Origin of the sequence: Nostoc sp. NMS7 (assembly GCF_017115085.1) — a bacterium.
GTDB lineage: Bacteria > Cyanobacteriota > Cyanobacteriia > Cyanobacteriales > Nostocaceae > Nostoc.
This window is the reverse complement of sequence record NZ_JABXKJ010000157.1, coordinates 32,887-48,103: the sequence shown is the minus strand read 5'-3', so window position 1 is coordinate 48,103 and position 15,217 is coordinate 32,887. Positions and strand designations below refer to the sequence as shown.

Here is a 15,217-nt window from a genome sequence, read left to right as displayed (position 1 = left end):
TTAAGTTGACACGTATGAGCATTGCTGTGCCCCTACGACAGATGTGGTTCAAATACATGAAAACTGCTGTATCTCTTCACCTCAACCTAATCAGGAAGATTAAGTTTCGCCCTTCCCATGACTAAGCACTTCTAAGAGCCACAATTGGGTCAAGTTTAGCAGCACGACGTGCAGGAACAACACCAAAGAATAAACCAATACCAGCAGAGACACCAACTGCCATAATAATCGCTGTTGGAGAAAGACTCGCTTCTAAAGGAGTCAAGACTCCCACTAATAGAATGCCACTGATACCAACCGCAGTCCCAACTAAGCCCCCAGCTGCGGAAACTATTACTGCCTCAATGATGAACTGTAGCAAAATATCTTGCTCAGTTGCCCCGATCGCTTTTCTCAATCCGATTTCTTGGGTGCGTTCGGTGACGGAGACTAGCATAATATTCATGATGCCAATGCCACCGACAAACAACGATATGCCGGCGATCGCTGCTAGCATAGTTGTCAATGCGCCTGTAATTTGACCGACAGTTTGCAAAGCATCCTTTTGAGAGCGAAGAGTAAAGTCATCTTCACCATTAATTTTGTGCCGTAGACGCAACAAATTAGTAATTTGAAATTCTGCTGCATCCACACTATCTGAATCACGAGCGGCAGCGACGAGATAATCTAAGGCGATACCATAGGGAGAATTCTTTCCCACAAGTCGGTTTGCGGAAGTTGTAATCGGTATTAAAGCAGCTTCATCATAATCTGCACCGACGCTGGAACCTTTGGCTGTTAACGTCCCAATCACTTGAAAACTGGTATTTCCGATTCGCAATTGCTGACCGACAGCGTTATTATTAGCGAATAGTTTTTCTGCCAAGTTTGCACCTAGCACAACAACTTGGTTACTTCGCTTGATGTCTACCTCAGAGAAAAACCGGCCTTTAGCAGTTTCAAAATCCCGCACCGATAGAAAACTGGGAGCTGTGCCAATGATGTTGACATCAGTGTTTCTGTTGCGGTATGTAATTACCTGTCTTCTGTTTAATTCTGGCGCAACTCCTACTACTGTTGGTACCTGAGAGGCGATCGCATCCGCATCTTGCAACACCAGAGTTTTTGGTACTTCAAAGGAGATACGCTGAGTTTCTCGATTACCTGGAATCACAAATAGCACATTTGGCCCTAATGACTCCAGCTGTTTATTCACATATTTTTGCCCACTTTCGCCAATACCAATCATGGCAATTACTGAGGCGTTACCAATAACTATACCCAGCATCGTGAGGGCACTACGCAGCTTATTTGACAGCAGGGTTTTACCCGCCATTTGGACACTTTCTAAAAAGTTCATGCCAATTTTGGATTTTAGATTTTAGATTAAAAGTCTTTATTAAAAGGCTGTTCCGGGGAAATCTCAAACAATACTACCTATGCAATTTGGGTTCATTTTTTCTGTTGCTCTTTTGCCTTCTCAATTTTGTAGTCTTTGGGTGGATTAACAAAAATGCGATCGCCTGCTTTAACTCCTTCTAAAATCTGAGTTTGGTCTTGGATTTGCGCCCCAACAGTAATTTCGCGGAATTGGGGTTTATTGTTTGCATCTGGTACAAGTACGCCAGTTTTACCCTTTTCGGTGACGATTGACACCGTTGGTAATACTAAGGCATTATTGACGCGATCGCCTAAAAAAGTCAGATCCACATTTAAACCAGAACGCAGTTTATCTGTGCCAGTATCAAGAGCAACCCGCACCTGGAAGGATGTCACACCTTGTTCCACCACAGCTTCTGGAGCAATCAGGCGCACATGACCTTTAAAAACTTGATCGGGATAGGCATCGGCGACAATTTCCACCTGCTGTCCCTGTTTGATTCTGGCAAGATCGGCTTCAGGAACTTGAGCTAATATTTCTAACCCGCGTGCGACAGCGACAATTGAACTGGAAGTTGCCGACGCACTACTAGAAGCAGAAGTTGTGGGTGTGACAAACGCCCCTGGTTCGGCATACTTTTGCGTTACAATTCCCGAAAGAGGAGCGCGAATAATTGTATCTTCCAACTGCACTTGCACACCCTTCAATTGAGCCTCAGCAGCAGCAACAGCTGCTTGACGCTGAACAATTTCTTCCGAACGGGTGCCATCTTCCAACAGAACCAATGCTGCCCGTGCTTCATTCACAGCTGCTTGGCGTTGGTCGATTTCCTCAGTCCGAGTGCCACTTTGGACTAACGAAAAGCGTTTTTTAGCCTCTTCTAAATTGGCTTTAGCACTTTTGTCGTCGCTGATAGCTTGATCGAATAATTGTTTTTTCTCTGCTCCCTGTTCGTATAAGTATTGATAACGCTTTACTTGTTCACTGGTATAATTCACCCTTGCTTGAGCCGCATCAACTTGGGATTGAGATTGAGCAACCTCTTGGGGACGATTACCAGCACGGGCTGCGGCTAACTGGGCTTGAGATTGTGCTAACCGCGCCTTAGCTTGAGCTATTTCTTGAGGACGACTACCAGCAACGGCTTCGGCTAGTTGGGCTTGACTTTGAGCTAAGTTAGCACGATACTGGCTCCTTTGGGCTTCAATGCTGGCACTATCCATGCGGGCGAGAATTTGCCCTTGTTGAATGCGATCGCCTTGTTCCACATATAATTGCGATAGCACTCCGGGGTTCTTCGGACTAATATTTACGCTCTTAACTGGCACGACTTTGCCACTAGCTGTAATCCGCAAAGTAACATTTTGGGCTGCCACTGGCACAGTTAATTGAGTAATATCTTCTTTTCTCCCTTGATTTACCAGGGTATAGGCTGTGACTGTACCAACAACCAAGACACTCCCTGCTATTAGCCCCATCAGCCAGCGTAATGGATACTTAACTTTGCCTATAACTGGAAATTCTATGTGCGTAGCCATATCTAGAAGCCTATGAATCTTGTTTTATGCGAGTAGTCCTCAGTTAGAGGGCATTGCAGGAATAGGGTTTTTTCAAACTTTTGGATTAAATATTTATAAGTAAACTCACAACTAGACGCATAATTAGCTTCATAGTTGCTTAATCTTCCTTAATAATATGCATTACATAGCTGTATGTCTTCACCTAAATGGGTGACTTTAGCCACTACTATAACGTGGCGGAAGTTTACCTACCTATAACAACTAGTAGAACATGGCGAAAATAAACCACTGATTCCCAATCAATATTTCGGCAAGTCTTACAGTGAGCTTTGCCGAACTGCTCAGTAACCATGAAACGCATACGCGGGAGCATCTCAGTGAAAGCAAATATACCAGATGAAAAACAAGATTCTTGCTCCCTCTCTTTAGTAAGGAGAGGGTTGATGTGAGGTTTTATAAGGCTTTTTACGAAAGTGAGATGCTCCCCGCATACCCGACAAGACTACTTAGATTTTTTCAAAAACAAATTACGATTCCGATAGCTCCCCTAGGCTTCTTGAGAATGCTTCAAGTAATCATTGCTGAAATTGGGTTAATAACCAAGCACCAACTTGACTTTGATTTATTTTACGAGTTCGCCGTAATGCATCGTTTAATAAAAAAATTGTTAATCCTGGTAATACCTGAGATTCTGTAATCCGCCTACTACCTTGGTTTTCAATAGCAAAAGCCATAAGTTGCACATTCTGGACATTTAAAATCCAGTATTCTTTCACTCCTAAATCTTCGTACAAAAGTCGTTTTTTGCCTTGATCATCAGCAAGTGAAGTATTAGCAACTTCAATAACTAAATCTGGTGGTGGATATATATCTAGATTAATGATTGAAGTTCCATAAGGAATTACATCAGCATTCTCGCCAATATAGTAAGACACATCCGGTTGAGCTTCATTAAAGCCTGTTTTCCGGTAAGTACAATTATCCTTACCATTCAGAGCAATGCCTTTGATGCTGGCAAACAAGTTAACAGCAAAGAGAATAATTGTATGGTCGCTGGCATGATCATTCCCTATTGGTGGCATTTCAATCCTCATCTGTCCATTGTGGTAGTAAACCTTGGCTTTTTCGTAAGCAGGATTTTCAATTATTTGGATATATTCATCCCAAGTTACTGCTATCCAGGTATCAGTTACTAGTTGGATCTGTAATTCGCTCATAATATAGCTGAAGGATAACTTTAACAACGATCATACAAGTTTTCTTTTCCAGCACTAACCTGACAGTAAAGCTTTAACCGCATCCTTGCTACAGCAATTCTCAAATAAGAATTATTATCAATATATTCAGAGCGAAACTAACTGATCAAACCTGGGAGACATTGAGAATCCTGCTGAATGATAATTTTTCAAGAATAAATATTTCGTTATCAACTAGTGTAAAACTAGTAGTTCGGGAAAAAATTTTTCCATCACATCTGACTGTACTTGATTCCTAATTATCGAAACAAATTTGTCCAGGTCTAATGGTTTAAGTAAATATTCTTCAAACTCTACGTCTGGAATTTGGTCATGAGTACCTGTGGTAGATGTTGAAGTCACAATGATTGGGATATGATTTCCATTGTCTGCTTCTATAGCACTCAATGTATTTAACAATGTATAAATACTTTCACCTAAGAACCTAATTTCACAGACTAGGATGTTCGGCGTGAAAGAACTCAGGATTTCTAAAGCTTCTTTTACCGAACCAGCCGTAATCACATTTGCGCCCAAGTCTTTGAGTAAAAATGCGTACAAATCTCTACTATCGCGATCGTTGTCTACAACGAGGACTTGTACACCTTTGAGTATCCCAACTGTCAAGCAAAAGTCATTGATTAAATTCATAATAAGACCTGCAATTAGGGCTTTAAGTGCAAAGTGAGGTGAAAAATCTGTAGTCTTAAGGGGACGAGACGACCGGATAGGTCAAATAAAAAGTAGCAGAGAACCACTTAATGGTTAAAATTACCAGGTTCTGTTCTTCTACTATGAACGGGTGTTGTTTGATTTCCTAAATGAGTTGATTAATTACGACACAAAACGTCACAAAACTTTTCAAGTTACGAAAATCTATGGTTCAGATAGCTGTAAAGTGTTAACGAGTTGCGGAAGCCTTAGGCAAGTCTGAGTAGTTCACCTAACATAACTATTGCCATTCTCTGTCCTCAAGTTCCTTCTGAGGCAGCAATAAGGTGGCTTCAATTTCCTGTCTGATAGCAGCCGTCACTTCAGAATTGCTATGCAGGCAATCGAGTAGTAACTGATTGGCATCATAGTAGCGTTGCAGCACTTGCTGTTGCTGTTGGCTAAACTGCCACTCGTGGTTAATATTGCGATAATTAATCACCGTCATCTTTAACTGTTCAGCCCAAGCTGAATAATTCGTCTGCCCCCATAGCCCAAACCGTTCTTGACTTTGACGAGAATTTGGCAATTCGTCAGAGAGTTTTTGCAGAGATTTATGGAGTCCGACATCCAGAACAATGCCCAGAATGTTCGAGAGAGCTTCTCCACAGATGTGGATGTGGGCAAAGTCCTGGTTCCCATCAATTGCACACTCCAGCAGCAGGTCATCTAATGCTATATCTAAAAACATCCCCTGGTCAAGGCTGCTGGCTAGGGCAAAGTGAGAAGCTATATGAGGAGTCCGACTCAAGGCAAGGTAAAATGCTCGAACTGTGGCATCTTTTGTTTGGGTGGGAATCGTGCGAGATTTTTGGCTAGCCCACGTCAAAAATTCTTGTAAATAAGGGTCTTGAGCAACCAGTGTATCAATCTGTTGCTTCATCAACAGTACCAGCCCGTCTGCACTCCGAAGCATGGTAGCCGTTAACAAGAAGATTTCGCGCCAGTGCGGGTCGGTGATATGACTGACCAATCCTTCCAGGGCTTGCTCAAATGCCTGTAGGTTATGGCTGGCAACGATTTTTCTCGCAGTTAAATATTCTTGAAACGCCAGATAGGAGAAGGAGAAAATTCCCCGCGCCCGTTCTGCCAGTAGGCCATGTTGAGCCTCGATTGCCTTCAGCGCCGCTTCGCTTTCTATTTGCAGTTCCTCTGCATCCATTGGTGTGTTGGTTAGATTCTGAATATACTCACCTATATATTGCTCAACGATGCGTTGCTCAAAAAAGTACTGCCCTTGCTCAAATGTCGCTGCTGCAATCTGACTCAATAATTTGAGCTTTTGTGGTAATAAAAACCCTCGGTAAACGTCATCCCGTTCAATGCCTCTGGCTTCGTCCCATTTACTCAACACCAGGTCTAGACCTTGTTTATAAAAGTCAGTCCGCTTAGTCGGGAATTTTTCTTGACCGTGAAACACCCAGCAGGCAAGATGCAGAAATAGGGGTGTGACGACGAGTTGGCGAAATTCCCAGTTTTCATCTAACTCCAATTTCTGAATAAACTGAATCGACTGCGCCAGACCATCTTGAGTGTTGGTCTTGGGAAAGGCCACAAACCATTTTTGAGCGAAGGCTCGGATTTGTTCTAAGGTAAATGGGGCAATTTCAACATCGGTAAAACCTCGGAGTCTGAACTTTTGAACTGCTGTTCGACAGGTGGCCACAAACTGATTTTTGTGATACTTCTCTGAAAATCTACGAATTTCGCTTAAGACAGCATTGCTTTGTTGGTTAACAACTTCATCCATGCCATCAAGCAACAGTAATACCCTACCTTCATTCAGCAAGGTTTCGATGACTGAGGGATCGGAAATTCTAGATGTGTGAAACTCCTGGCGAATGTAGTTTAATAGGCTGAACTCGTTGGTGAATTTAGACTCTTGGGCAAAGTTTCTGAGTGTGATGAAGATCGGAACTTGATTCGCCGCAAATGCGTTTTGGTTACACTGAATGGCGAGATATTGCAAAAAAGTTGTTTTACCTATTCCTGGTTTGCCTAGCACCCTAAGCTTTGAGTATTTTTCAACTGCCTGTGTACCAGGTACGTGGTTCTGGTCAGCCTCACCTAAGCCAAAACGGTCAAATTCTTTGGGATCAATGTTTTGCAGCTCAGTAATTTCTAAGTACTGTTGACTGGCAATTGACTCCAAAATATTCAGATCTATATATATGTTATCGATCGCAACTGGACGGTTGATATCCAATAACTGCAAAATACCACACTGATCTTGAATTTTGTCGAAGCGCTGCGATCGCACTTTTTGCACTAATTTATCAATATCTAGGACAGACGGTTGGATGAATTGCTCTCCTTCACCAAATTCTGCCGGAGGATTGGTAGCAATCTCCCGCCAATTCAGGGACAACACCGAACAAATTTCAATAAACGTATGACGCTCAACCGGACGGCCACTGAAAAACCGCCAAATTGGTTGTCTAGTCTTGAGGTTAACTTCTGTTGCCAGATTGTCTTGTGTCCAGCCCTTACGAGCAAATGCTCTTTTTGCCTCTTGAATGCCAGTGAGTGATATCTGGAGCGATCGCTTGACCATAGGACAAAAACCCTGCTCCTCAAATCATGAACTTTAACTTTTATTAAGTATCTGAAATTTATCACTTTTTATGTGATATCACCATTATACACGATTAATCTTATACAAAATCCGAAAGTGTACTGCCCTTCTTTTAAATTTTTGTAACCAACTCAAACGTTATACGTTGATCTTATACATCTCAAGCGTTGCTCTGTAATGGTTAAGTAGAGATTGAGAGCCTAGTTATGAATACTTACTTGCTCAAAAATTCTTGTTGCATAATTTAAAGCTTATATCTCTACATTATGCAACAAGTTATATTATTGAAAAACCCCTTTTAGCAAAATATCTGCGAGACGGGCTTCAAAAACTAAATATTTGGACTTGTGCTTCCTCCTGAAAAATCGTTAGGACATCAGGCTGACATTCTTTGACTAGTGCAATGATATCTCTGGCTCCTTCCTCATATAAGTCTTCGACGTAGCCACTTCTAGAAAGTTGTGCCTCTTTTTCACTATCAAAAGGCCCAAAGTAATAAGTACAGCGCGGAACAATGGTGTTAATTTCTACCCACCAGGCAAACTCTGACTGATTAGATTCAAATAAATTCATGAGGGATACCAATGATTAATTAAACTTGATTAAAGATAGTCTTTGTTGGTAGATTAGTCTAGTTTTTTTGTTGAATGTTAGATAATTAAGACAAATCCAGCATTTAAGACAAGATGACGAATTTGGAATTCAAAGGTTAAAGTACAGTCTGATATTGAGACATTCTTGATTTTCCTCGTGTCATTTTCCAAACTGGCATTTCCTGATAGCAGTAGCTACAACGCCAGTAAAGTCCTGCCGAAGAGACGTGACGGAGTAAAGCATTTGAGCAGCAAAGACAAGTAGATTTTTCATTCATAGATTGACTGATTTCTACAGATATATGATCTTGGCTGCAACCAATAATTAAGTTGTTTTTACTGGTTAATAAATGTTTCATTTTCAAACCCTAAATTGTTAAAGGAATTTAGCTGATGTTCTTTTTATTTATCAAGCAAATTTGAAGATAAAGGATGTAGCCGTCTAAAGTATTTACTAAGTTAAACAAACTTAAAAAACATAAAACATCTTCTAACCTTCCAGCCTCTTACCGCAACAGCAAGGGTAAGTCAAAGCCTCTCTGCTAAGAGGAGAGGTTTAATTTGCTTAATGGGACTTAAAATATATCTAGACAGTCGTGAGGTAGTGACTATAAATAGTTTCTAGCCCACAGACGTTATTCGCTATATTTTACCGAGGAACCAACAATCATGTGGATGACACGGTTATTATCAGCATTTGCTTTAGTATGACATCCCCGTGTTAGAAATCATGTTTGAGCAAGCGGTTAAGTAGCGTATAAGTTGTATAATATGAGCTAAAAAAAATTAAATAATTATAATACAGCAGAAGTTAGGAGTGGGGAGTTAGGAGTTAGGAGTGGGGAGTTATATTTGTGCCTACTTACTTATTAGCCTTGCAATTGATTGGAAGGCTAATATAGTAAAGGTTTTAATTATTTTACTTTTTCAAAACTACATGGAAGGAATTTAAATACCCAGTAATGGTTTTAGCTAATGTCTTCTGCTGTTTTGTTGTAGTTATTGCCATTACTTGATACAATCGTCCTTCAGCAACATACATTCTACTTCTAGTGATTTTCCCTCCAGAATTGATGTACTCAATTTCTTTGCCAGGATGATTATTGGAACTACGAATATTTCCTTGACTAATTAAATGACTTTTCGTAGTCTTTAAAGCCATATCCCGTGCATTATTAAGTAAAGTTTGGGGGTCAGCCATTTCACCGTAACTATAAGGAAAATCATTGTAAGCAACTATATATGCTACTTGCTGTTTTGGTGGTTGAGCGACAAATATTTTTAAGGTAATTTCCCCCATGTAAGTTTTTTGGTATTGGGTATTTCTGTTGGGGTTTCCCGGCATCAAAATACTAAAGCGTCCATCTGGGGCGGTGAATAATTTCCATTTTGGCTGCGCGGGTTGAGAAACGGTTGGTTTGACAACAGCCGTTGGAGGTTTAGGTTGACGCGCTTTCACCAGAATAGATCCACCACAGACGAAAGTAGCGGCGATTAATGGCAACAGACTTTTAATTGTCATATTTTTGACTTTTGAGATGCTGATCTCACTGATGATGCTAGCTGTTATAACCTAGCAGCACATAAAGCAGCACCAATTAGCCCCACTTGCGAGTTGAGGATAATATACACGGGGATCTCTTCGAGGAGGGGGCGCATCCTACCTTTTTGGGTGAAATTTAATAAGAAACCACTGTTTTGGATTAAGGGCAGGATTTTGGGCGCAATTCCACCAGCAATGTATAAGCCACCGTAAGGTAGCAGTTTAAGGGCGAGATTGCCGGCTTCTGCACCATAAGCGTCTATAAATAATTGCAAAGTTTGTTCACAGAGGCGATCGCGTTTTTGGAGTGCGGCTGTACCAATGGCAGCACCAGGATCGACACTTTTCTCTTCCTGTCCCGCTTCTTGTTCCCAAGTTCTAACGATTTGGGCAATATCTGGTGATTCGGTGGCAAATTTGCGATCGCGCAAAAATTGATAAATTGCCACAATTCCCAGTCCAGAAACTACCCGTTCTACAGAAACGCGCTGAATATCATGTTTATCCAGCAGGTGTTTCAACAACTGAAATTCTAACTCAGTCCGGGGAGCAAAATCAGCGTGTCCACCTTCTGAGGGAAAAACTTGATACTGCTGTCCTTGCTTAATTAAAAATCCTTGTCCTAAGCCAGTACCAGCGCCAATAATTCCAATCGGGGCTTCGGGTTGAGATTTGCCAACTTGCAACGTCAACAAGTCTTCTTTTTCTAACCCTAAAATGCCATAACCAACGGCGGCGAAGTCGTTAATCAAAGAAACGTGCGAAATACCCAATTCTTGTTCTAGACGTTCGCTATCCAAAAACCAAGCCAAATTGGTTAGCTTGGCAGTATTTTGGACAACTGGCCCTGCGATCGCAAAACAAGCCTTTTGTGGTATTGGTGTATTAGCTTTAACCAAAAACTGCTGCACTATCGGTACTAAATCGGGAAAATCGCCACTCTGGAAACTTTCCTGATAAATAGTATGTAAACTGGTTGAATCTGATGTTTCAACCAATTGCAGAATAGTTTTCGTACCGCCGATGTCTCCTGCTAGTAACAATGTCATAGAACTTATTCGTGAATTAATTACTTTTTTTGTAGAATATACCCAACATAGCGAAATCCATGATGTAAAATCTCGATTAGAGATTTAAGCAAATCGAATAACTTCTTCAATGTGGGTTAAATGGGAAGTATCTCCCTTTAGTTCTAATAACCATTCTGGTTCCTCGCGTACCACTTTTACCAGGGAACATAAAGAAGCTTTAACTTCTGTTTTGGCAATTTCCCCCACTAGCCCCATTGCTGCCCCCAACACAGATGCACCATGCGCTACTAGCAGGATATCTTCTGGGATGAACTCAGTAGCTAGACATCTAGCAGTTTGCCCAGAACGTTCTCGGACTTTTTCGTGAGTTTCAGGATATTTGGCGGCGATACGTGAAGTATAGCTGGTGTCAATTCTGGGGAATAACTGCGCTAATGCTGGAGTTGAGAGTCTTTCGGGTTCTTCTGTCATCCAAGCTGGGTTTAGCCATTCACTCAAGCCGATTTCCAATTTAATCGGTAAGTTGAGAACTTCTGCAACTGCGTTTGCTGTTTGTACGGTTCGCAGGAAGGGAGAAGCGAAAATATGGGCAATATTCTCTCTTTTCAATCGTTTCGCTAACTGTTGTGCCTGCACCCTACCATCGTCAGACAAGGGTGGATCGTAGCGTCGTTCGGCGGTGAGAAACCAATCAGGGTTTACGAAGTCGAGGCGGTTAGCGTGTCTTGCTATCCAGACTATTTGACTCATGGGTTTAATTATTCTGGTGAATAGAATTCGCCGCTAAACAAATATAGGCATCTGCAAGGAGGGCTGCAAATATTAATATATGACAAAATCGTAATAATTTGTAATAATATAAGTTATTTGGAAAACTTATCAGTGGCGTCAGTGTAGTTTTACTTAAAGCCTTTTTAGCCAAGTTTCTAAAGCAATATCGACTATAGTAATCTGCTGAAATGTTTAGGATTGTGATAGCGATACTTTGCTTATATAGCGGTTCTCAGTTAAGTAGGTACTGAACCCCACCCCCAACCCCCTAAGAGCAAGCGAGGAGGGGGCTATGATGTTAGGAAAAACTATAACTTCAACCATCCAAATAGTTGTCCTACAGTTAATTGAAGATTACTAACTAAATTGGGAACTGGTAATATTTCTTATGATTCTTGTAAAAGTTCTGGTTGCTGCTTTGGTGGATAAACTAAAACAGAGCGATCGCCTGGATCAATTAACCAACCGAAACGACTACCATGTTTTAGACAATGCAAAATATTTCCGGTTACTTTAGTCTGGCTTTGATCTGGCGAAAGAATCTCAATCGTCCAGTCTGGATAAGTATTAAAGACATTTGCCACATCTCCACGTTCATCTAGGGGAATTCGCTCCCAAGCAAATACAGCTACATCAGGGACAATTGAACGTCCGCCAAATGTACAGCGTAATTCTGGGAACGCAAGGGCAATTTTTTGACTTTCAACTACTTTGTTGATAGCACTAAGTAGCTCACCCCGCAATCTGCTATGTTTTCCTTGAGGCATTGGTTTTTGAAGAATTTGACTGTTGATATATTCTGAACTAGGCTTTGTTTCTGGTAATTTCAAAAACTCTTCTAAAGTTAGGGGTTTAGTTGATGATTTTACCATGTGTTTGTACCTCCCAAGGTTTAATTTAATTAATCACCCTAAATAAGCCTTTTTAACTCGCTCATCACTAATTAATTCTGATGCTGGACCTGTTAACGTGATAGAACCAGCTTCTAAAACATAACCGCGATCGGCAATTTGTAGCGCTAGATTGGCGTTTTGTTCAACTAACAGAATAGTCACGCCTGTAGCACGGAGATTTTCAATAATCGAGAAGATTTCGCGGACGATCGCAGGTGCTAAACCTAAGCTAGGCTCATCTAAAAGTAACAGTTGTGGTTTACTCATTACAGCCCGAGCGATCGCTAACATTTGTTGCTCACCACCGCTCAGGGTTCCTGCTAGTTGATTGTGTCTTTGTGACAAACGCGGAAATAGCTCAAATTGGCGCTGAATATCTGCTTTTATCTCGGCTTGATTGGAGCGAATATAAGCACCCAAAAGTAAGTTATCAAATACTGTTTGCCGCGCTAATACTCTGCGTCCTTCTGGACAATGGGCGATACCAAGTTTTACAACCTCGTGAGCTTGGCGGCGGGTAATATTATGTCCATTATAAATAATTATGCCACTCTGAGGATTAACTATTTTAGATATGGCGCGGAGTGTGGTAGTTTTACCAGCACCATTAGCACCAATTAGAGTAACTACCTCGCCTTTTTGAATAATTAAATTAATCTTTTTCAGAGCTTGGATACCGCCATAATTAACATTAAGTTCTTGAACTTCTAAAATTGTATAGTTTGGTTTTCTATCGGCGTTCATCGGCGGTTTATATCCAGAAATATTCAAGGCTGATATAAAAACTAACATACATCAATATACACAACGCGCTCACAATTTTGGGGCTAGCGATGCCTAGATTGGGCTACCCCTACACCTGATCAAAACAAGCGCCACTTATTTATTATTACCCAAAAACTTTGTCAACTCATCCCTGTTGGTATGGAAGCAAAGAGAGTTGAGGAATTAGTGCGATCGCTCCCATTACACAATTTGCACTGACTGAGTGTTAATTTATGTTAAGTTAGCCAATCTTACATCATTTGTGAACAATGTTGCATTTAGAGATAGGGTTTCCCACCTTTGCTCATAGTCCAACAGTTTCGCCACCGGAAACTCTAAGCTGACGCGACATCCGCCCAGTTGATAGCTTATCGTAATCAGTAAGTTGCTCGGTCATGAATTAAAACAAAAAGTACCTCTGTGCCATTGGTAAAACTGTCGCCGGTTCACAAATCAGCAACTCACCATCTGCCCTGACTTCATAGGTTTCTGGATCTACTTCAATGTGGGGTAGTGCATCATTCAACTTCATATCCCGCTTACTCAATTGGCGTGTCCCAGAAACTGCAACTGCTGCCTTTTGTAAACCTAGCTGGCTGGGAATTTCTTTCTCTAAAGCTGCTTGCGAAACAAAAGTTAATGATGTGGCATGACGGGCACCTGCAAAACTACCAAACATCGGTCGCATATACACTGGTTGCGGTGTGGGAATACTAGCGTTAGCATCGCCCATTTGCGACCATGCAATCATTCCGCCTTTAATCACTATCTGTGGTTTCACACCAAAAAACGCCGATCGCCACAAACATAAATCTGCTAATTTTCCCTCTTCCACTGAACCCACATATTGAGCAATGCCGTGAGCGATCGCTGGATTAATCGTATACTTCGCAACATATCTTTTTGCCCGAAAATTATCTGCTTTTTGCTCCGTTCCTTGTGGATTAAGACTTCCCCGTTGCACCTTCATTTTGTGTGATGTCTGCCAAGTGCGAATTATCACTTCGCCTACCCTTCCCATTGCCTGGGAGTCGGAAGAAATCATGCTAAATGCGCCTAAGTCGTGCAAAATGTCTTCGGCGGCAATGGTTTCTCGGCGGATGCGAGATTCGGCAAAAGCAACATCTTCAGCGATCGCTGGGTCGAGGTGATGGCATACCATCAACATATCCAGGTGTTCATCTAAGGTGTTGACGGTGTAAGGGCGTGTTGGATTAGTGGAAGATGGCAGAACATTGGCTTGGCTGCAAACTTTGATAATATCTGGCGCGTGTCCGCCGCCTGCGCCTTCAGTGTGGTAGGTGTGGATGGTACGATTCTTAAAAGCAGCGATCGTATCTTCGACAAATCCAGCTTCGTTCAGGGTATCAGTATGAATCGCTACTTGCACATCATATTCCTCGGCAACACTAAGGCAAGTATCAATTGCTGCGGGTGTAGTTCCCCAGTCTTCATGTAGTTTTAACCCCATTGCACCGGCGGCTACTTGTTCTACAAGTCCTTGGGGTTGACTGGCATTACCTTTGCCCAAAAATCCTAAGTTCACGGGAAAAGCATCAGCAGCTTGCAGCATTCGGTAAATGTTCCAAGGGCCAGGGGTGCAGGTAGTGGCATTTGTACCTGTGGCGGGCCCAGTACCGCCGCCGATCATGGTGGTAATCCCAGAAGCGATCGCCACTTCAATTTGTTGGGGACAAATAAAATGAATATGGGCATCGATACCGCCAGCAGTGAGAATCATTCCTTCACCGGCTAAGGCTTCGGTTCCGGGGCCGATAATAATATCTACATTATTTTGAATATAAGGATTTCCGGCTTTACCAATTTTGAAAATCTTGCCATCTTTAATGCCGATATCCGCTTTGACAATACCCCACCAATCGAGAATTAAGGCATTGGTAATTACTAAATCAACAGCACCATCGGCGTTAGAAATGGGGGATTGTCCCATCCCATCTCGGATGACTTTACCGCCGCCGAATTTCACTTCATCGCCGTAGATGGTGAAATCTTGTTCAACTTCAATAAATAATTCTGTGTCTGCAAGTCGGATGCGATCGCCTACTGTTGGGCCGTATGTTTCCGCGTAAGCGCGGCGATCCATTCTGTAAGGCATAATGGGACTCCTGAGGTGGTGTTACTTTGATTATTTTTGAGCAAGTTTAGAGATATTCAGAGGAAATTTTGTATAAATTTATAATTTTGTTGTAACCGTAGATG

The 15,217-nt window shown here is 41.8% G+C and carries 11 protein-coding genes and 1 pseudogene; all 12 read right to left on the bottom strand.

Going from position 1 to position 15,217, the window contains the following annotated elements:
• Window positions 1–121: 121 nt before the first annotated feature.
• The 12 genes and pseudogenes from HWQ38_RS16515 to ureC all read right to left on the bottom strand — a co-directional run bounded on the left by HWQ38_RS16515 (window position 122) and on the right by ureC (window position 15,113).
• Complete coding sequence (locus HWQ38_RS16515) at window positions 122–1,339, bottom strand: ABC transporter permease (RefSeq protein WP_292795264.1); 1,218 nt, start codon at window positions 1,337–1,339, stop codon at window positions 122–124.
• A gap of 92 nt (window positions 1,340–1,431) precedes the next feature.
• Entirely contained in the window at window positions 1,432–2,898 is a 1,467-nt protein-coding gene (locus HWQ38_RS16510) for an efflux RND transporter periplasmic adaptor subunit (protein ID WP_292795263.1), read from the bottom strand.
• 557 nt (window positions 2,899–3,455) lie between these two features.
• The gene (locus HWQ38_RS16505; protein WP_292795261.1) at window positions 3,456–4,097 is read right to left on the bottom strand and encodes a Uma2 family endonuclease; all 642 of its coding nucleotides are present in this window, start codon (window positions 4,095–4,097) and stop codon (window positions 3,456–3,458) included.
• Between the two features lie 213 nt (window positions 4,098–4,310).
• A complete protein-coding gene (locus HWQ38_RS16500; RefSeq protein ID WP_292795259.1) occupies window positions 4,311–4,766 on the bottom strand; it encodes a response regulator in 456 nt (151 codons plus the stop codon).
• A 301-nt stretch (window positions 4,767–5,067) separates the two neighbouring features.
• Entirely contained in the window at window positions 5,068–7,380 is a 2,313-nt protein-coding gene (locus HWQ38_RS16495; RefSeq protein WP_292795257.1) for an NACHT domain-containing NTPase, read from the bottom strand.
• Between the two features lie 345 nt (window positions 7,381–7,725).
• Entirely contained in the window at window positions 7,726–7,974 is a 249-nt protein-coding gene (locus HWQ38_RS16490; RefSeq protein WP_292795256.1) for a DUF1816 domain-containing protein, read from the bottom strand.
• Between the two features lie 939 nt (window positions 7,975–8,913).
• Window positions 8,914–9,516: a hypothetical protein gene (locus HWQ38_RS16485; protein WP_292795255.1), complete on the bottom strand. Its 603-nt coding sequence runs from the start codon at window positions 9,514–9,516 to the stop codon at window positions 8,914–8,916.
• 44 nt (window positions 9,517–9,560) lie between these two features.
• Window positions 9,561–10,586, bottom strand: a complete 1,026-nt coding sequence (locus HWQ38_RS16480) for a glucokinase (protein ID WP_292795254.1) — start codon at window positions 10,584–10,586, stop codon at window positions 9,561–9,563.
• An 84-nt stretch (window positions 10,587–10,670) separates the two neighbouring features.
• Window positions 10,671–11,318, bottom strand: a complete 648-nt coding sequence (locus tag HWQ38_RS16475) for a histidine phosphatase family protein (RefSeq protein ID WP_292795253.1) — start codon at window positions 11,316–11,318, stop codon at window positions 10,671–10,673.
• Between the two features lie 329 nt (window positions 11,319–11,647).
• Window positions 11,648–12,211 (bottom strand): annotated as a pseudogene (locus HWQ38_RS16470) (Uma2 family endonuclease).
• A gap of 33 nt (window positions 12,212–12,244) precedes the next feature.
• Window positions 12,245–12,976, bottom strand: coding sequence for an ABC transporter ATP-binding protein (locus HWQ38_RS16465; protein ID WP_292795266.1), 732 nt, complete (start codon window positions 12,974–12,976; stop codon window positions 12,245–12,247).
• 421 nt (window positions 12,977–13,397) lie between these two features.
• Window positions 13,398–15,113, bottom strand: coding sequence for an urease subunit alpha (gene ureC / locus HWQ38_RS16460; RefSeq protein ID WP_292795251.1), 1,716 nt, complete (start codon window positions 15,111–15,113; stop codon window positions 13,398–13,400).
• Between the last annotated feature and the right edge of the window lie 104 nt (window positions 15,114–15,217).